We start from the raw sequence: 17,967 nt of genomic DNA, 5'->3' as shown, positions 1-17,967 counted from the left end.
AACATATACAGATAAGGAGAGATCAAATGAGCATTAAAGAGACATATCAATTTCACTTTTTAGGAGAAAATAACAATATACTAAAGTTTAAATTAATAGACGGTAACACATATGCAAAAATAATGGTGCTTGAAAACGATATTATACGAATCTTGTTTACAGACGGAGATACATTAAAACTAGATAAAACCTGGAGTGTGGCACCGGGACAAGCAGATGTTCCTTGGGAAGGCCGTGACCGCTTTGATACAAGCGGTTTTTCCCTTCCAACTTATGAATCTAGCCAAAATGAGGATGAATTCATAGTAGAAACGTCTCTCGTGAAGGCTGTGGTGAAGTTAAATGGATTTAAGATTAGCTGGTTTTACCGTGAAAATTCTGAGTGGGTGAACTTTGCCAATGATCGACAAACTCAAAGCTATAACTTTGATGGCTCACTTGGTCAAGGGATTACCCATTATTTAAAACGCGATTTAAATGAACAATATTTCGGATTAGGCGAAAAATCAGGTTCAGTTGATAAGCACGGCAAACGCTATCGAATGCTGACAATTGATGCAATGGGATATGATGCGGAATATAGCGATCCCCTTTATAAACATATTCCATTTTATATGACACGACAGAAGAATACTGGGTTTTCATTTGGAATATTCTACGATAATTTGTCCAGCTCAATTTTTGAATTAGGAACGGAGCTTGATAATTATCATGAGTTATACAGATATTATCAAACTGAACATGGTGATTTAGATTACTATATTATTGCTGGACCAAAAGTAAAAGATGTTACTAGCAAGTTTTCATGGTTAACTGGAAAAACAATCTTTCCGCCAAAATGGAGCTTGGGCTATTCTGGTTCGACAATGAGTTACACGGATGCTCCGGATGCACAGGATCAATTAAATAAATTCTTAGAGCTTTGTGAAGAACACGATATTTTATGCGATTCATTCCAATTGTCATCAGGATATACATCGATCGATGATAAACGTTATGTGTTTAATTGGAACCATTCAAAATTCCCGTCTCCAAAAGAGATGGTACAAAACTTCCATGAAAAGGATTTGCGATTGTGTGCAAATATTAAACCAGCTTTATTAAAAGATCACCCTTATTTTAATGAGCTAAAAGAAAAAAACATGTTTATAACAAACAGGAAAACAGAAGAGCCTGAAATGGCACAATTTTGGGATGACATTGGAGCTTATTTAGACTTTACAAATAAAGAAACATATGACTGGTGGAAAGATCAAGTAAAAGAAAAGCTTTTGGAATATGGAATCGATTCTACATGGAATGACAATAATGAGTTTGAAATTTGGAGCAAAGATGCTACTTGCCACGGCTTTGGCAGTGAGAAAGAATTTGAGCTCATTCGCGCTCTTCATCCGCTTCTTATGATGAAGGCTTCCTATGAAGCACAACTGGAATACAATCCAGAATTGCGCCCATATTTAATATCTCGCTCAGGCTCTGCAGGACTTCACCGTTATGTGCAAACATGGACGGGAGATAATCGTACGAGCTGGAAAACATTGAAATACAACATTAAGATGGGAATTGGATTAAGTTTGTCAGGTATTTATAATTTTGGTCATGATGTTGGCGGTTTTTCGGGTCTAGCACCTGAACCCGAGCTTTTCGTAAGATGGGTGCAAAATGGAATTGTTCATCCAAGGTTTACGATCCATTCATGGAATGATGACCAAACGGTTAATGAGCCTTGGATGTATCCTGATATGCTGGAAAATATCAGAGGATTGATTAAATTCAGATCAAAGATTATTCCTTATCTTTATACAGCTCTTCATGAGGCACATCAACACTATCAACCAATCATTCGACCGACGTTTTACGATTTTGAACATGATGAAACGACATTTGAAGAAAATGATGATTTTATGCTCGGTGAGTCTATCTTGGTTGCTTCTGTTGTTGAAAAGGGCAAATCAGAAAGGGAAGTATATTTACCTGAAAATAAGGATGGCTGGTATGACTTTCATACAGGAAAATGGTATGAAGGAGGACAAAACGTTGTCATTCCGGCACCATTATCGTATACACCATTACTAGCAAAAGCAGGAGCAATCATTCCTGTTAATCAAGCAGAGATCACTTTTGCAACAAAGAACGAGGATGAAAGAGGATTGTTATTATTTCCTTGCAAAGATACAGGAAAATCCTCATACAAATTATATGAGGATGATGGTTTAACAAACGATTATTCACATACATTTGCGTATATTCATGTAGAAATGGAAAGTACTGAAGGCGAGATTACAGTCACAATTAAAAAGGAAGGATCCTATACATTGCCATATGATCATATCACATTGCACCTTCCTGAAAATGAACAAAGAAAATTAATCGTCAATGGAATAGAGCAGGAACGTGTTAATCAAACTTTTCAAGTTAAGCTATAAGAAAATAATGTACTAATTTAACAGAAAGATGATTACGTTTTGCTTCTGCAAAAATATGAAATATAAATTGGGGGATCATGATGGGATTTCAAAATCAGCAGGTACTTCCAGCATTTAGAGAAATGAAGCAGCTTGAACGCTTTTTAAAAAGTGATTATGAGTATGGACTATTGTTGGAAAGTCACTTGGGGCAATTGCGCGGTATTATGAATGCGATAAATAAGGCAGAGAAAAAATTAATTTTACATGTGGATCTTATTAATGGCCTAAAGGCAGATGAATATGCCGTGGAATATATCTGTCAAGAATTAAAGCCTGCTGGTATTATATCTACAAAATCCAATGTTATTTTAAAAGCAAAGCAAAAAGGTGTTTATGCCATTCAACGCGTTTTTCTCTTAGATAGTACATCACTTGAAAAAACTTACAGATTGGTGCCTAAAATAAATCCTGATTTTATTGAAATTCTGCCGGGGATCATTCCTTCTCTGATAAAAGAGATACATGAAAAAACAGGGACGCCAATCTTGGCTGGGGGGTTCATCAAATCGGAGCAGGACGTTGTGCAAGCTTTAACAGCAGGTGCAACGGCAGTTACAACGTCCAGGCACAATCTGTGGAAATCGTATTAATGAATTGGCTGTATTAATAGTCATTATTGATTTTGTTCGAATGTCGATTGGAACGCAGGACGAGAGGCTCCTACGGGAAAAAAGGGACAAGGGAGATCCTGAAGACGTACAACGTAGAGGAGGCTCCCGGACCGTCCGCGAAAAGCACCAGACAAGTTTAACAGAACAAATGAAAAAAATGAGCTTGCTGCATTACTTAAAAGAGGAAAGTTTTCAGTAATAAAGACAACTGAACAATTAAAGGACGGAGTTTAACAATGGAAAAATATATCTTGGCGCTTGATCAGGGAACGACTAGTTCAAGAGCAATTCTTTTTAATCAAAAAGGAGAGGTTTATTATCAAGCACAGGCTGAGTTTAAGCAATACTTCCCGAAGCCGGGCTGGGTGGAACATAAGCCAGATGAAATTTGGAGCTCCATTTTATCTGTCATTGCTTCTTGTTTGTCAGAATCCTCTGTAAAAGCTAATCAGATCGCTGGGATTGGAATCACAAATCAACGTGAAACAGCTGTAGTTTGGGACAAAGAAACAGGGAGGCCCATTTATAATGCGATTGTTTGGCAATCTCGACAAACAGACCAAATTTGTGAAGAGTTAAGGGGAAAAGGGTACAATAACATTTTTCGTGAAAAGACAGGTTTATTAATTGATCCATATTTTTCCGGAACGAAAGTGAAATGGATGTTAGATCATATCGATGGAGCTAGAGAAAAAGCGGAAAAAGGACAACTATTATTTGGAACAATTGATACATGGCTTATTTGGAAATTAACAGGCGGAAAAGCACATGTGACAGATTATTCAAATGCTTCGAGAACTTTAATGTTTAATATTTATGACCTATGTTGGGATGAGGAACTACTCGACATACTCGACATACCCAAATCTATGTTACCAGAGGTAAGATCTTCTTCAGAAGTGTACGCCAATACGATTGATTATCACTTTTTTGGAGAATCTGTACCAATTGCCGGTATAGCCGGAGACCAACAAGCTGCTTTATTCGGTCAGGCTTGTTTTGAAAAAGGAATGGCGAAGAACACGTATGGGACAGGTTGTTTTATGTTAATGAATACGGGTGAAAAAGCAGTCACTTCAGATCATGGATTATTGACAACCATTGCGTGGGGACTTAATGGAAAAATCGAATACGCATTAGAAGGAAGTATTTTTGTAGCGGGTTCTGCGATTCAATGGCTTAGAGATGGGCTGCGAATGATTAAGGATGCAAAACATAGCGAAGAGTATGCAACGAAGGTCCTTTCATCTGATGGAGTATATGTTGTCCCAGCTTTTGTTGGATTAGGGACTCCCTATTGGGATAGTGACGTAAGGGGAGCAGTTTTTGGGCTAACAAGGGGGACAACAAAAGAACATTTTATAAGAGCTACTTTAGAATCACTAGCATACCAAACAAAAGATGTAGTAGGTGTAATGGAGAGAGACTCTGGAATAAAGCTAAAAAGGTTACGCGTAGATGGGGGAGCTGTCAAAAACCAATTCCTCATGCAATTTCAAAGTGATATTTTAGATGTTCCAGTCGAAAGACCAGCTGTAAATGAGACAACAGCACTAGGTGCAGCATACCTAGCTGGACTCGCAGTTGGTTATTGGAAGGATCAAGATGAGATTTCACATCAATGGAATAGAGATGTATTACTAGAACCACAAATGGAAGAGACAGAAAGAAATAATATATGCAACGGCTGGAAAAAGGCTGTGAAAGCAGCAAGTATTTTCAAATAATAAGTAAAACGTATTAAGACAATTATATATATAACGATTAGGTTGAATATTCGAGTAAATTATGTTTTAATGAAACTATAAGTTAATAGTCTGGTAGCAGAATTTTGAGAGACCACAAAAACCTTTAATCGTTTTTTTTGATTAATGGATTTTGTGGTCTCTTTTTTATACAACTAATGAAAAATAGCAGAATCGGAGTGAGGAAAATGACGTTTTCAAGTGAAAATCGAATGAGTATTCTACAGGAAATGGAAAATGAGAAATATGATGTGCTTGTAATTGGGGGTGGCATTACAGGCTGCGGAATTGCCCTAGATGCTGCAACCCGTGGGATGAAAACAGCACTCGTGGAAATGCAGGACTTTGCGGCAGGTACATCAAGTCGCTCGACGAAATTAGTTCATGGCGGTTTACGCTATTTAAAACAATTTGAAGTGAAAATGGTGGCAGAGGTAGGAAAAGAGAGAGCAATTGTTTATGAAAATGGACCTCATGTTACAACTCCAGAGTGGATGCTGCTGCCAATTTATGCAGAAGGCACATTCGGTAAATTCTCTACTTCCATTGGTCTTTTAGTATATGACTTTTTAGCCGGAGTTAAGAGCAGTGAACGCCGTTCTATGTTAAGTATTGAGGAAACGATAAAGCGTGAGCCTTTGCTAAAAAGAGACGGTCTAAAAGGCGGAGGTCACTATGTGGAATATAAAACAGATGATGCCCGTTTAACAATTGAAGTTGTGAAAGAAGCAGTTAATCAAGGAGCAACGGCAATAAATTACACCAAAGTAGATGAATTTATTTATGAAAACGGGATAGTGAAAGGTGTCATCGTTGTCGATCAAATCACGCAGAAGTCTTATAAAATTTATGCGAAAAAAATTGTCAACGCAGCTGGTCCTTGGGTAGATGCACTTCGTAAAAAGGATCAATCCTTAAAAGGAAAGTCATTGAAATTAACAAAAGGTATTCATCTTGTCCTTGATCAACATCGTTTTCCGCTCAAACAAGCAATTTATTTTGATACACCTGATGGCCGAATGGTATTTGCCATTCCAAGAGACAAAAAAACCTATGTAGGAACAACAGATACAGTTTACAAAGGGGATATCGCTTATCCTAGAATGACAGTAAATGATCGAGAATATGTCATTAATGCCATCAACTTTATGTTCCCTTCATTAAATATAACCGTAAAAGATATTGAATCGAGCTGGACGGGATTGCGACCATTAATTCATGAAGATGGAAAAGATCCTTCTGAGATATCTCGTAAAGATGAGATATGGACATCTGACTCAGGGCTCATCACGATTGCAGGCGGGAAGCTGACGGGATATCGAAAAATGGCTGAAATCATTGTTGATCTGCTTGCGAAGAAATTTAATGAAGAAGAAAACAGAACATTCTCAGCTTGCAAGACAAAAAACTTGCCAATCTCTGGAGGAGATTTTGGCGGATCCAAAAAGTTTCCTGCCTTTATTGAAGAAAAGGTGAAAATGGGTACTCAATTAGGGCTTACAAGAGAGCAAGCTGAGAGATTAGTGAAGCGATATGGATCAAATGTTGACAAGGTTTTTCAATTTAGCCAGATGCATATGGAGAATGTAAGAAAAAGTGGGTTACCACTTTATGTATTTTTACAAGTAATGTATTCGATTAAAGAAGAAATGGCAACAAAGCCCATCGACTTTTTCTATCGTCGAACAGGAGCATTACTATTTGATATAAATTGGGTAAGAGAATGGAAGGATCATATCATTAGCTTTATGGCATCTGTATTAGACTGGACGATCGAACAAGAACATTTATTTCAAGAGGAATTAGAAAAACAACTTCAGGATGCATATACAGCTGTCGATGAGAGAGCAAATGAAAAGGAAATGATTCATCATTGAAGTTGATCTGTTTCACAGGAATAATTCGTTTTAATAGGTTTTATGAAAAAGGTGACATTCATGTCACCTTTTTTGTGTCTCATTACTTGTAGTGTGTTAGTTAGTCCGACATTAGAGTTAAAAATCTGAAGGATTAATAATCAAAATGTCATGGGAAATAGAAGAATCCAAATGTACTATCACTTATAAAGAAACTAGATTGTTTCCACTCATACTATCTCGTCGAGAAGAAGGTAGTGGTGGGGCATATGATAATACATGGACTTATAGATGAGAATCAATTAAAAACAGGCGTACGTGCAGATGGTGCGATCTATTCTTTTACAAGCCTTATAACCAAAATTGTAAGCGCCTTAGTTGGGGCTTTGAGTGCAACTGTACTAGGAGCAATTGACTATGTGGCTCATGCAAAACAAACGCCGGAAGTAGTAGATGGAATAAACATGCTGGTAAATTTAGGACCTGGCATTTTACTGCTTTTAGGTACGATTCCTTTGTATTTCTATCATATTACTAAGACAAGAGCAATGCAGACTTCCGAGCAACTTGTAAAGAGACAAAACGAACTATTTTGTCTTGTTTAAAATAGCACCAAGGTAAATTTTACTTCAATATTTAAGTATAGCAAAGAAACTAAGTTGAGAATGACTACCCGTAAGGCTCTGATAAGCCTCGTTTTAGACGGGGATAAATATGTTAAGCTAATAATATAATGAAAGAAGGAGAGTGGTCTATGTGGATATTTTTTCACTTATTGCTGAAGATAAAATTCGAACTGCAATAAAAGAAGGTGAGTTTGAAAACCTGCCAGGTCAAGGAAAACCATTGCAGTTAGAAGATTTGTCGCATATTCCAGAAGATCTTCGTATTGCATATAAAGTGTTGAAAAATTCAAATATGATAAGCGAGACAGAGCGTTTAAAGGAAGAGCTAATAACGATTGAAAATTTACTTGATTCTTGTGACAGTAGCGAAGAGAGTCAGCGTCTCAAAACGAAAAAGCACGAAAAGCAAATAAGATTAGAGGTTTTGATGAAGAAAAGGAAAGCACTAGAGTCTAAATCATCAGCTTTTTATAAAGAGAAGGTCTTTAAGCAATTTGAAAAGTAGTTTTTGAACAGCAATATATACTAGCGGACAACGTAGTATCAATTACTTACTTCTTGTTTTCAATCGAACTAGTTGGGGAAGAGGTAGTAACTAGACTAAGAGGAGGAGCATGATGAAAAAATCCATTTTGCTATTTTTGCTTATGATCGCGTTTATTACTACAGCTTGTGGAAATGAGAAGGTAAATGAAATTGAAAACGAAGAGGTATCTAATCATGTTGAAGAAGAGCAAGGAATAGATGAGGCGTTGGAGTCAGAGACAGGTGACATTGAGAAAGAAAATAATGAAGATCAACAAGAAGTAGATGATAACGTCCTCGTAAAGGAAAAGGCTGATGAAGTTTTACAACTTTTAAAGGAGAAAAATGCAAAAGAATTATCTGAATATGTACACCCTGAAAAAGGGCTACTGTTCTCACCCTATGTATTTATCAAAGAGGATGCGGTTACATTTGAGAAAGAAATCGTACAGGGCTTCTTCGATGATCATGAGTCCTATATATGGGGAACTTATGATGGTAGTGGAGAACAGATTAAGTTAACACCAAGTGAGTATTATTCTAAATTTATTTATGACGGACCGTATGAACATGCAGATGAAATTGAGTTTGATAACGTAAAATCAAGAGGGAACATGATTAGAAATATCAAAGAGGTTTTTCCTGATTCACATACGATCGAATACTTTATTAAAGGCACTGAGGAATATGGAAATATGGATTGGAAGGCTTTGAACCTTGTGTTTGAAAAGGATGGGCAAGGTGAATGGAAGCTAGTAGCTATTGTGCATGATCAGTGGACAATTTAAAGTGACACACTACCGCAAAAGGTTAGCTTGAGGTGGTGTTTTTTTGATTTTTCACCTTTTCTAGGCGCTTTTAATAACATATAGAAAAGCGCATAGAAGGGATGTGATATTCATGTGGCATTGGCTAGGCGTATCTGTGTTGATGTTTGCCATTGTCGGTGTGGCTGTCTTATTTTTAGTTAGTCGCCTTTTGCTTGCACCAAAAAGGTTCTCTTATGAAAACACCTATAAACTTGGGATTCAAAAGGGAGAAATTGATGACCAGATTTTTCATTCAATAAAAAAAGAAGAATTATTTATTCAGTCTTATCATGGGTATAAGCTACATGGAATGTTATTTCCCGTAGAAAAAGGAACAAAAATCATTATTATCGCACATGGTATTTCGTGGTCACTGTTCGGAAGCTTTAAGTATGTAGAGATGTTTCAAAAAAGAGGCTTCCATGTTTTATTATGTGATCACAGATATCATGGATTAAGTGGTGGGAATTATACATCGTTTGGTTTTTATGAAAAGGATGATTTAAAAGCATGGATTGACTATCTAGTACTTAGTATGGGTGAAAGAGCCTTTATAGGTTTACTTGGAGAGTCATTAGGTGCAGCATCTGCCTTGGAGATCAGTAAGCGGGATCCGCGTGTGAAATTTTGTATCGCAGATTGTTCATTTAGTGATTTTCAATCGCTCTTAAGATTTAGATTGAAAGTCGATTTTAAGCTACGAATCTATCCCTTAATTGATTTGCTTAGTTTTCTCGTAAAGCTGAGACATGGATGGAGCTTTCCTGATATTTCTCCGATAAAAGGCCTTGAAAAAACAAAAACACCGATCCTTTTCATTCATGGAAGGGAGGACTCATTTATCCCACTACAAATGACGTTAGATATGTTTAAACGTAAGAAAGAACATAAAAGGCTATATTTAGTCCCACGAGCAGGTCATGCTGAGGCGTATAATACCGATCCTGTAGGTTATGAAAACATGATAATTGAATTTATTGGGGACATTGAACAATTGTGCTTACAAGAAAAGAGAATGACTTCAAGCTAAAGGGTCAGCCTCAAAAACACCATATATATCCTATAAATAAGTTAAAAATAATGGTTCGAGCTGCATGGAAAGTGGTTCAATAAAGGTAGTAAATGGTTCAATAACCAGAAAAGATGGTTCAATCTGCACAAAAAACCAATCCTGAAAAGACATAACCCCGATGATACCCCTGCAAACAATAGTTAAACAAACGTTTAATTAAGGAATAACCGACTGAAAAAAAGTCTAAAACCCCCTTCTTGAGCGGAAATCAATGCTCAATTTGGAGGTTTTCGTTCATTCCTTCTTTTTTTCGGTATCATCATTTTCAATTGGTATAGGATCTATCCGATGGGGATCTTCCGTGTTCACAGCTCTTTTCAAGGCAAATAGCACAAGGCCAATGAGTATCACGAGGAATCCAACTAAACTGAGTGTTGTTAACCACCAATTTAACATAAAAAACCTCCTCCTTTTTACATGTGTATGTAGAAAAGGAGGAGGTCAGAATGCGTAATATTAGCGTTTGCGAAGATTTCCTAATTCTTCAACAATTGCTTGCATTTCATTTGGACTGAATGTGTTTTTTTTCATGACAAGTTCGTAAATATCTTTAAGCTCTTCGTACATCTCTTCATCAAAGTGAGAGGGTTTAATTGCACCAAAGTTAAGTACTTTTAGTTTTTCTTTGATTTGCTCAATCATATAGTCTACATTTTCAACGGATTTTTCTGTTAAGTTCATGTTCTTCAATCCTTTCTAATCATAGAAATTATGTATTGTTTTTACTGATTATTATTAACAAGCGCCTGTACTTCTTAAAGGTATCCCGTTTTATGAACTAAGTTTTCGTGTCTAATCTAACTGCTCATGAATGAAAGTAAATACGACCTTCATGAGCAGCTTATTGCCCGGAATTAAGCAAGGCGCTTCTACTTTACCTATTTACAGCTATTGTATCATGAAATACATACAAGCATTCAAAAACTTGTCAATTTTTAAAGCGATGCTATTATGAAGTGGAACCTTCTCTTTTTTGTTTCTTTTCTTCCTTCACCACATCTAAAAACTTCTTCGTTTCTGCTACGACAACACCTGATAATCCGAGGAGACCAATTAAGTTTGGTAAGGCCATGAGTCCGTTCATAACATCGGCAATTCCCCATACGATATCAATAGTGGTGACTGAACCGATGAAAACGGCAACGACAAATGCATAGCGATAGTATTTGACAATGGATTCGCTAAACAGGTAGGTGAAGCATTTTTCCCCATAATAGGACCAGCCAAGTATGGTTGAATAGGCGAAGAGAAGCAAGCCGATCGCAACAATAATGGAGCCAATTGGGCCAAGGAAGTGTTCAAAGGTGATCGAAGTAAGGGCATTCCCCTCTGCTCCCTCAGTATAAAGACCACCCATAACAATCGTGATTCCTGTAATTGAACAAATGATAATTGTATCGATAAAAACCTGTGTCATTGATACAAGAGCTTGTCGCCCGGGATAATCCGTTTTTGCAGCTGCGGCAGCGATTGGTGCTGAACCTAAACCCGCCTCATTAGAGAACACGCCACGAGCTACACCCCAGCGGATGACAGTACCAATTGCACCACCAGCAGCAGCTTCTCCAGTAAATGCATCAGAAAAAATAAGCGCAAGTGCATCTGGAACGATGCTAGCATTCATGATTAAGACAATTAATCCGGCAATTAAATAAAATAAGGCCATAATAGGAACAAAATAGGCAGTTACTCGTCCAATTGATTTTATGCCACCCAAAATGACAAGAGCGGTAAAGATTGTAATAATAATACCTGTAACAACAGGAGGGACAGAAAACGTTGACTGCATGACACCAGAAACAGAGTTAGATTGAACCATGTTCCCAATACCAAACGCAGCGATGGCCCCGAAGATCGCGAAAAGTACCCCTAGCCATTTTTGCTTTAATCCTCGTTCTAAATAATACATTGGACCACCGGACATTTCTCCGTTTTTGTCCTTTACACGATACTTTACAGCTAAAATCGCCTCAGCATATTTCGTAGCCATACCCACGAGTGCTGTAATCCACATCCAAAAAATGGCACCAGGTCCACCAAGTAAAACAGCAGTAGCCACCCCAACGATATTTCCGGTTCCGACTGTAGCAGCTAGAGCGGTCATCAGTGCTTGGAAGTGAGAAATATCGCCATCTGACTTTTTGTCCTGATTTTTTGAGAAAGCTAATTTTAATGAATACGGCAGCATCCGAAATTGTAAGAAACCTAACCGAAATGTTAAAAATAAACCTGTACCAACCACTAAAATAAGAAGTGGAGGCCCCCAAATAAAGTTACTAACATTACCGATGATTGCTTCTAGTTGTTCCATCATAATCTATACCATCCCCCTTGTGTTTTGTCTGGTGACCACTTGTCAGGAATGTCCTGCTAGGTCACTTATTGAAGGGTATTCTGAAATAGCAACGTAAATGTCAACATTTTCTCTAGTTATAGAAAATTATCTGAAATATAAGGAAAACTTCTTGAGGAAAGATTATCATTGTAATAAGCACCTTGCTTTTACTTGAAAAAATCTGGAGACATTTTATCCTATTCTTGGAGGACAGTAATCACTCTATCTCAAGATTCAAGAGCAACAAAGAAGATAGGGGGATAACTGCCCACAAAGATTAAGATAAGTCTCACTTTATAGGAGGGGAAATATGGTAAAAATATTATTTGTTTGCTTAGGGAACATATGCCGTTCACCAATGGCTGAAGCGGTAATGAGACATTTAATTCAAAAGGAAGGTCTTGAAGGTAAAATCACTGTTGATTCAGCTGGAACAGGTAGTTGGCATATCGGAAAACCACCTCATGAGGGAACCTGTCATATATTAGATGAGAATCAAATATCCTATGAAGGGCAGAAGGCAAGACAGCTTAAGGAAGATGATCTGAATAGCTTTGACTATATTATTGGCATGGATAATGAAAACATTGGGAATATTAGACGACTAGCGGGCTATAAACAGTCGGGAGAAATTGCACGACTTCTTGATTATATTGAGGATTATCCGATTGCGGATGTACCTGACCCTTATTATACTGGGAACTTTGATGAGGTATATGAAATGGTCACACAAAGCTGTGAAAATCTGTTAAAGGAAATCAAAAAAATTCATAAGCTTTAAAAAGGGGGACAACTTTATGGCAAATGAAAATAAGTTGTTAACAGGGATGCTAGTGGGTGCCCTTGTAGGTGCTGCTGTTTCTTTATTTGACAGACGCACACGTCAAGATGTTGTAGCATGTGGAAAAAATGCTTCTTCTAAAATAAAGGGATATATAAAAGAGCCGACGTCATTTACAAATGAAGTAAAGCAAAAAGTTGAGGATGTAAAAGATACGGTTCAAGAAGTGTCAGAGGATATTTCTTTTATCAATGAAAAAGTAAAAGAGCTAAAAGAAACAACACCACAAATAGTAAATTTGCTACAAGAATCAAAGGAGAGATTTATTTCAAAACATCAGCGCTCATGAGGTGAATGTATGTTTAGAGAAGGCTCATTTTATAAAGAACTACTAAAACGATTTGCTAATGATGAAGTATCTGGCTTTTCTGCGCAACTTTCTTATTTTTTTCTCTTGTCCCTGTTTCCATTTCTGATTTTCTTGATTACGCTGATAGGTTACTTACCTATTTCTCAGGTTGATGTTCTTGGTGTCATCAAGCAATTTGCTCCTGATGAGACGATTCAAATGATCGATAGGATACTTGACCAAATCATTGATAAAAAAAATGGTGGATTATTATCTTTCGGTATTATTGCGACACTTTGGTCAGCATCTAATGGAATGAATGCAATTGTAAAAGCATTAAATCGAGCATATGGAGTTGATGAAAGTAGGCCGTTTCTTGTTGCGCGTGGTATGGCTATTTTACTGACCATTGCGATGGTATTTGTCATTGTCGTTGCATTATTACTACCTGTGTTTGGTAGGGAGATTGGACTTTTTATCTTTGCGAACTTTGGATTCTCGGAGCAATTTTTATCAGTCTGGAATACATTTCGATGGCTTGTCAGTGGAATAATTCTGTTACTTGTATTTACAGCGATTTATTTCTTTGCACCTAACAAACATTTACATCTAAAAGATGTGTTACCTGGTTCAATTGCTGCAACAGCTGGTTGGATTGTTGTTTCTTCAGCCTTTTCTTATTATGTAGGAAATTTTGCGAACTATAGTGCACATTATGGTAGCATAGGTGGCGTCATTGTATTAATGATCTGGCTGTATTTATCAGGAATGATCATTATCTTAGGTGGGGAGTTAAATGGACTACTATATAAAAGGAAAGATGTGTATTAATGTTTTTCCAATTCCTTCATCTCATACTTACGTGATTCATGTGGAATAGTATTGAATGAAGACAGTTAGTCTTTACTTCCACGGAAAGAGGGGATTATGATGACAAAGCATACAAAAAAAGGCGGTAGCCACAACAAGCAAAATTCAAACAGTAAACCAAAACAAAAGACAAGTGGTAGCGCTAACGGGCAGAACGGCTATCATTAAAAGAAAAGCGTAAGCGCCTTGTTCAGCCTCAGGCTTAGACCCAAGAGGGGCTAGGCGCTGGAGCTGGACAATTTTCGAAGCTAAAAATTATAAATTCTGATATTACAAAGAAAAACGGCTGACTAAAGAATTATTCTTTAGTCAGCCATTTTTCTATTGTTGACATTGAGAATGTTAAGTCCTTCCTCTATTCAGCAAGCTCAATGTAGGTGTAATAAACTGTGCTATAAATATGCTCGATATCCGCATCTGTCATATAAAGAAGTGAAGTTCTATCAATTCCCTTCATTTTTTCAATAAATTCAATCATATTAGTGCGCTCTTGTCTATTCAACATCGTATCACTCATCTCCCTTTTTGTTGTTATGATACAGCTTATTCTTGTTAGTATTATTATATAACAGATAATTTAGAATGTTCAACCTTTTTTAAAAAAGATTGTAAAAATGAGCTAACAAATTTGTCAGCCCATTCTTAGTTTTACGAAGCTTTTTTATTCGCGTATTCAATTTGGGTGACATATTTAGGGCGATATGCTGTAATAGCGATAAAAATAGCTAGTAGCATGCTGCTAATAATAAGAAAATAGCTAATGTTTTCAGTATACGCAATAAACATTCCGCCTAAATAAGGCCCAAGTAAGCTTCCGACACTAAATGCAATACCACATAATAAATTACCTGTAGGCAATAGATTCTTAGGCATTAAGTCGCTCATATAGCTAATGCCTAATGAGAAAGTGGAACCGACAGCCATTCCTGCAATGAAAAGACAAGCTGTTAAAGGTTGAATGGAGTCCTCAACAAAGCTAGCAAATGTAAAACTAACAACTCCAATGAACAAAACGGACATCAAAATCGTTTTTCTACCAAATTTATCACTAATCATGCCAAGCGGAAGCTGAAACAAAATACCACCAATGGCAAATGAAAATAACAAAATAGATATATTTGTCAGATCGATTCCGATTCGTAATCCATAGATCGGGAAGCTCCCATTTAAGGATGATTCTAAAAAGCCGTATCCTAGCGGAGGCAAAAAAGCTACCCATCCATATTTCCACGCGGTACCAAAACGTTTCATTGTTTCTTTGAGTGAATTGACTTCAATGGTTTGTTCTGGATAATCATTTTTCAATAGGAACAGCAATAACCACCCAATAAAGCAAAGAGCGGAGGAAAGAATGAAAGGAAGTGCTTCATGGATGGTAATTAAAGGCGTCATTAATGGTCCTGCTGCAAAGCCAACACCAAAAAATAACCCGTAAAGAGAGACGTTTCGCCCACGATTCTTTTCTGATGAAGTGGTAGTAATCCATGTTTGTGTTCCAAAATGCAGGGCATGATCACCAATTCCAATAATGAGACGTAGTGCAAACCAAAACCAAAATGATTTCCACAGTGGGAATAACCCTAGTGAGATCGCGACAAGAAGTCCGCCAAGGATAATGATCGGTTTATATCCAAATCTTCGGAGCGGTTCTTCCATAAAAGGCGATACTAATAATATCCCAATATATAGTGCAGTTGCGTTCAGGCCGTTTAAGTTTGAGGAAACGCCACTATTTTCAAAAATAACTGCTATGAGCGGGAGAAGCATTCCTTGACTAAAACCCGATATTCCTACGATTGAGACGAGAATCCAAAATCGCATACTCTGCTTATTCATTATCAATACCTCTAATTCTAAAATGTAAATTGCCTCTTTGCATCCTATAATGAAATAGAAAAGAATTCAAGAAACATAATAAGATAATCAAGCTATTATGGATGTTGAAAATCATATACAATGATAAGAAAAAGGAAAGAGGTAAAATGATGGAATTTTTAATGAAGGAAGCTGGTTTCTATACAACGACAGAATACGGAGATTTACATATAGCTGGTGATGATGTTAACGGCTTTCGTCCATATCAACTGCTGATTTCTTCTATTGTTGGATGTAGTGGAAGCGTTTTAAGGCAAATTTTAACGAAGAAGCGAATGGACATAGAAGATATAGCTATTACTGTGCATGTTGAGCGGAATAAAGTGAATGAAAATCGAATTGATAAAATCCGCATTCATTACCGTGTTAAAGGGGAAAAGTTATCTTATGATAAGGTTCTAAAATCAGTTGAATTAGCTAATAAAATCTGTCCAATGGCTCAAGCGGTTAAAGGAAACATCCTGATTGAGGAAACATGTGAGCTTGCATAGTTGGTAGGATAAGCCATCATTCTATGCTTAATCAGATCTAAACAGAATAAAACCCTCTGTTAGAAGGACAATAATAAAACCAATCATCATTTGAATGTAAAAATAATGTATGTATTGATACAAATTTGCATAAAACAAGTATTGGTTTAAATGTCATTCTAATCGTGAGGATAGGTGAATGTATTGGTAAATCGGATATTTACTATTTTCGTCATTATTGGTATTCCACTTTCTGTAATAGGTAGTGTTTTACATTGGCCGTCAGTCATCATGTTTGCTGTCTATTGTCTGACAATTATTGCACTTGCCGGTTTCATGGGAAGAGCAACAGAGAGCTTAGCAATTGTAGCTGGTCCTCGAATTGGTGGGTTATTAAATGCAACATTTGGAAATGCAGTAGAGTTAATTATCTCTATCTTTGCTTTAAAGGAAGGGCTAGTCGGGGTTGTATTAGCATCTTTAACTGGTTCCGTACTAGGCAACCTTCTCCTTGTAGCTGGATTAAGCTTCTTTGTGGGAGGTTTAAAATTTAAACGTCAGGAGTTTAATGTTTACGATGCGCGTCATAACTCTGGACTATTAATGTTTGCTGTTATTGTTGCTTTTGTCATTCCAGAAGTGTTTGCGTTCAATATGAACGAAACAAAGACACTGTCACTTAGTATAGGGGTTTCCGTTATTTTAATTGTTTTGTATTTAGCAGCGCTGTTGTTCAAGCTTGTCACACATCGTGGTGCATATCAGCATCATTCGGATGTAGTTGAAGAGCATGAGGAGCCGGAGTGGTCTAAGAAGAAAGCAATCATTATCTTATTGCTTTCAACAATTGCTGTCGCATATGTGTCAGAAAATCTTGTTCATACTTTTCACACGGTTGGTGAACAGTTTGGATGGTCAGAGCTATTTATCGGGGTTATCATCGTTGCGATTGTAGGGAATGCTGCCGAACATGCTTCAGCAATCATTATGGCGTATAAAAACAAAATGAATATCGCCGTAGAAATTGCGATCGGTTCAACATTGCAAGTCGCAATGTTTGTGGCACCTTTATTAGTGTTAATTTCATTGTTTTTCACAGTGAAAATGCCGCTCGTCTTTACCCTGCCAGAGTTAATCTCTATGGTGACAGCTGTACTTTTGACGATTTCGATCACAAATGATGGAGATACAAACTGGTTTGAAGGAGCGACATTACTCGCAGCATATATAATCATGGGGATTGGGTTTTATCTATTATAGGATATCGTTCAATATACTTAGCTGCTACTACCCAAAATGAAAGGGAGATTAGGTATCCTTGTAAATATCCTATTTCAATAAGGGGAGAAAAAAACAAGTACACCACCAGTTATCTGACCGAAACGTATCTTTTTAAAAACCGATTTAGAAAGAATGAACTAGTTTGGGGGAACTGTTCCTTTTCCTCATTCTACAAAAAGAGACTCTGTGCAAGATGCACAGAGTTTTAAGTTTGTGTAGGACGAAACAGATAACTAGAGTTATGATAACGCTTCCAAAAATGCTGGCAACTTACATCGGTTGGAAGCGTATACA

General features: G+C 37.0%; 18 protein-coding genes. 13 read left to right on the top strand and 5 right to left on the bottom strand.

Annotated elements, in window-relative coordinates; translation table 11 throughout:
* Positions 1-26 precede the first annotated feature (26 nt).
* The 8 genes from K9V48_RS05180 to K9V48_RS05145 all read left to right on the top strand — a co-directional run bounded on the left by K9V48_RS05180 (position 27) and on the right by K9V48_RS05145 (position 9,670).
* A complete protein-coding gene (locus K9V48_RS05180; RefSeq protein ID WP_224137488.1) occupies positions 27-2,426 on the top strand; it encodes a glycoside hydrolase family 31 protein in 2,400 nt (799 codons plus the stop codon).
* Between the two features lie 80 nt (positions 2,427-2,506).
* Entirely contained in the window at positions 2,507-3,058 is a 552-nt protein-coding gene (locus K9V48_RS05175) for a glycerol-3-phosphate responsive antiterminator (RefSeq protein ID WP_308012505.1), read from the top strand.
* 257 nt (positions 3,059-3,315) lie between these two features.
* The gene (glpK, locus tag K9V48_RS05170; RefSeq protein ID WP_224137484.1) at positions 3,316-4,806 is read left to right on the top strand and encodes a glycerol kinase GlpK; all 1,491 of its coding nucleotides are present in this window, start codon (positions 3,316-3,318) and stop codon (positions 4,804-4,806) included.
* A gap of 206 nt (positions 4,807-5,012) precedes the next feature.
* Complete coding sequence (locus tag K9V48_RS05165; protein WP_224137482.1) at positions 5,013-6,701, top strand: glycerol-3-phosphate dehydrogenase/oxidase; 1,689 nt, start codon at positions 5,013-5,015, stop codon at positions 6,699-6,701.
* A gap of 248 nt (positions 6,702-6,949) precedes the next feature.
* Positions 6,950-7,285: an MFS transporter gene (locus tag K9V48_RS05160; RefSeq protein WP_224137481.1), complete on the top strand. Its 336-nt coding sequence runs from the start codon at positions 6,950-6,952 to the stop codon at positions 7,283-7,285.
* Positions 7,286-7,436: 151 nt separating this feature from the next.
* Positions 7,437-7,811, top strand: coding sequence for a DnaJ family domain-containing protein (locus K9V48_RS05155; RefSeq protein WP_224137479.1), 375 nt, complete (start codon positions 7,437-7,439; stop codon positions 7,809-7,811).
* Between the two features lie 112 nt (positions 7,812-7,923).
* On the top strand, positions 7,924-8,619 hold the full coding sequence (locus K9V48_RS05150; protein ID WP_224137477.1) for a hypothetical protein: 696 nt from the start codon (positions 7,924-7,926) through the stop codon (positions 8,617-8,619).
* Positions 8,620-8,731: 112 nt separating this feature from the next.
* On the top strand, positions 8,732-9,670 hold the full coding sequence (locus K9V48_RS05145) for an alpha/beta hydrolase (RefSeq protein ID WP_224137475.1): 939 nt from the start codon (positions 8,732-8,734) through the stop codon (positions 9,668-9,670).
* Positions 9,671-9,946: 276 nt separating this feature from the next.
* On the opposite strand, the gene K9V48_RS05140 is transcribed toward K9V48_RS05145, so the two are convergent.
* The 3 genes from K9V48_RS05140 to K9V48_RS05130 form a co-directional block, all read right to left on the bottom strand.
* A complete protein-coding gene (locus K9V48_RS05140; protein ID WP_224137474.1) occupies positions 9,947-10,108 on the bottom strand; it encodes a hypothetical protein in 162 nt (53 codons plus the stop codon).
* Positions 10,109-10,168: 60 nt separating this feature from the next.
* The gene (locus K9V48_RS05135) at positions 10,169-10,393 is read right to left on the bottom strand and encodes a DUF1128 domain-containing protein (protein WP_224137472.1); all 225 of its coding nucleotides are present in this window, start codon (positions 10,391-10,393) and stop codon (positions 10,169-10,171) included.
* A gap of 268 nt (positions 10,394-10,661) precedes the next feature.
* A complete protein-coding gene (locus tag K9V48_RS05130; protein ID WP_224137545.1) occupies positions 10,662-12,023 on the bottom strand; it encodes an alanine/glycine:cation symporter family protein in 1,362 nt (453 codons plus the stop codon).
* 334 nt (positions 12,024-12,357) lie between these two features.
* On the opposite strand from K9V48_RS05130, the gene K9V48_RS05125 reads away from it, so the two are divergent.
* The 3 genes from K9V48_RS05125 to K9V48_RS05115 are packed head-to-tail and all read left to right on the top strand — an operon-like array spanning position 12,358 to position 14,008.
* Positions 12,358-12,828: a low molecular weight protein-tyrosine-phosphatase gene (locus K9V48_RS05125; protein WP_224137470.1), complete on the top strand. Its 471-nt coding sequence runs from the start codon at positions 12,358-12,360 to the stop codon at positions 12,826-12,828.
* 16 nt (positions 12,829-12,844) lie between these two features.
* Complete coding sequence (locus K9V48_RS05120; protein ID WP_224137468.1) at positions 12,845-13,177, top strand: YtxH domain-containing protein; 333 nt, start codon at positions 12,845-12,847, stop codon at positions 13,175-13,177.
* Between the two features lie 9 nt (positions 13,178-13,186).
* Positions 13,187-14,008, top strand: a complete 822-nt coding sequence (locus K9V48_RS05115; protein WP_224137466.1) for a YihY/virulence factor BrkB family protein — start codon at positions 13,187-13,189, stop codon at positions 14,006-14,008.
* 394 nt (positions 14,009-14,402) lie between these two features.
* Here the strand turns inward: K9V48_RS05115 and K9V48_RS05110 are convergent, their stop codons facing one another.
* Together K9V48_RS05110 and K9V48_RS05105 are read right to left on the bottom strand one after the other, a co-directional pair.
* Entirely contained in the window at positions 14,403-14,549 is a 147-nt protein-coding gene (locus tag K9V48_RS05110; RefSeq protein WP_224137544.1) for a BH0509 family protein, read from the bottom strand.
* A gap of 146 nt (positions 14,550-14,695) precedes the next feature.
* Entirely contained in the window at positions 14,696-15,883 is a 1,188-nt protein-coding gene (locus tag K9V48_RS05105; protein ID WP_224137464.1) for an MFS transporter, read from the bottom strand.
* A gap of 149 nt (positions 15,884-16,032) precedes the next feature.
* Between K9V48_RS05105 and K9V48_RS05100 the strand changes: the two genes are divergently transcribed.
* Positions 16,033-16,413: an OsmC family protein gene (locus K9V48_RS05100; RefSeq protein ID WP_224137462.1), complete on the top strand. Its 381-nt coding sequence runs from the start codon at positions 16,033-16,035 to the stop codon at positions 16,411-16,413.
* A 183-nt stretch (positions 16,414-16,596) separates the two neighbouring features.
* A complete protein-coding gene (gene cax, locus K9V48_RS05095; RefSeq protein WP_224137460.1) occupies positions 16,597-17,652 on the top strand; it encodes a calcium/proton exchanger in 1,056 nt (351 codons plus the stop codon).
* Positions 17,653-17,967 lie beyond the last annotated feature (315 nt).

This window comes from Metabacillus rhizolycopersici (assembly GCF_020075705.1).
The sequence above is the reverse complement of the archived record's forward strand: the minus strand, read 5'-3'. Positions and strand labels throughout refer to the sequence as shown.

Excerpts from the sequence above, each read along its gene's own strand:
- K9V48_RS05180 (WP_224137488.1), top strand. The coding sequence starts at position 27 with ATGAGCATTAAAGAGACATATCAATTTCACTTTTTAGGAGAAAATAAC.
- K9V48_RS05175 (WP_308012505.1), top strand. The coding sequence starts at position 2,507 with ATGGGATTTCAAAATCAGCAGGTACTTCCAGCATTTAGAGAAATGAAG.
- glpK (WP_224137484.1), top strand. The coding sequence starts at position 3,316 with ATGGAAAAATATATCTTGGCGCTTGATCAGGGAACGACTAGTTCAAGA.
- K9V48_RS05165 (WP_224137482.1), top strand. The coding sequence starts at position 5,013 with ATGACGTTTTCAAGTGAAAATCGAATGAGTATTCTACAGGAAATGGAA.
- K9V48_RS05160 (WP_224137481.1), top strand. The coding sequence starts at position 6,950 with ATGATAATACATGGACTTATAGATGAGAATCAATTAAAAACAGGCGTA.
- K9V48_RS05150 (WP_224137477.1), top strand. The coding sequence starts at position 7,924 with ATGAAAAAATCCATTTTGCTATTTTTGCTTATGATCGCGTTTATTACT.
- K9V48_RS05145 (WP_224137475.1), top strand. The coding sequence starts at position 8,732 with ATGTGGCATTGGCTAGGCGTATCTGTGTTGATGTTTGCCATTGTCGGT.
- K9V48_RS05140 (WP_224137474.1), bottom strand. The coding sequence starts at position 10,108 with ATGTTAAATTGGTGGTTAACAACACTCAGTTTAGTTGGATTCCTCGTG.
- K9V48_RS05135 (WP_224137472.1), bottom strand. The coding sequence starts at position 10,393 with ATGAACTTAACAGAAAAATCCGTTGAAAATGTAGACTATATGATTGAG.
- K9V48_RS05130 (WP_224137545.1), bottom strand. The coding sequence starts at position 12,023 with ATGGAACAACTAGAAGCAATCATCGGTAATGTTAGTAACTTTATTTGG.
- K9V48_RS05125 (WP_224137470.1), top strand. The coding sequence starts at position 12,358 with ATGGTAAAAATATTATTTGTTTGCTTAGGGAACATATGCCGTTCACCA.
- K9V48_RS05120 (WP_224137468.1), top strand. The coding sequence starts at position 12,845 with ATGGCAAATGAAAATAAGTTGTTAACAGGGATGCTAGTGGGTGCCCTT.
- K9V48_RS05115 (WP_224137466.1), top strand. The coding sequence starts at position 13,187 with ATGTTTAGAGAAGGCTCATTTTATAAAGAACTACTAAAACGATTTGCT.
- K9V48_RS05105 (WP_224137464.1), bottom strand. The coding sequence starts at position 15,883 with ATGAATAAGCAGAGTATGCGATTTTGGATTCTCGTCTCAATCGTAGGA.
- K9V48_RS05100 (WP_224137462.1), top strand. The coding sequence starts at position 16,033 with ATGGAATTTTTAATGAAGGAAGCTGGTTTCTATACAACGACAGAATAC.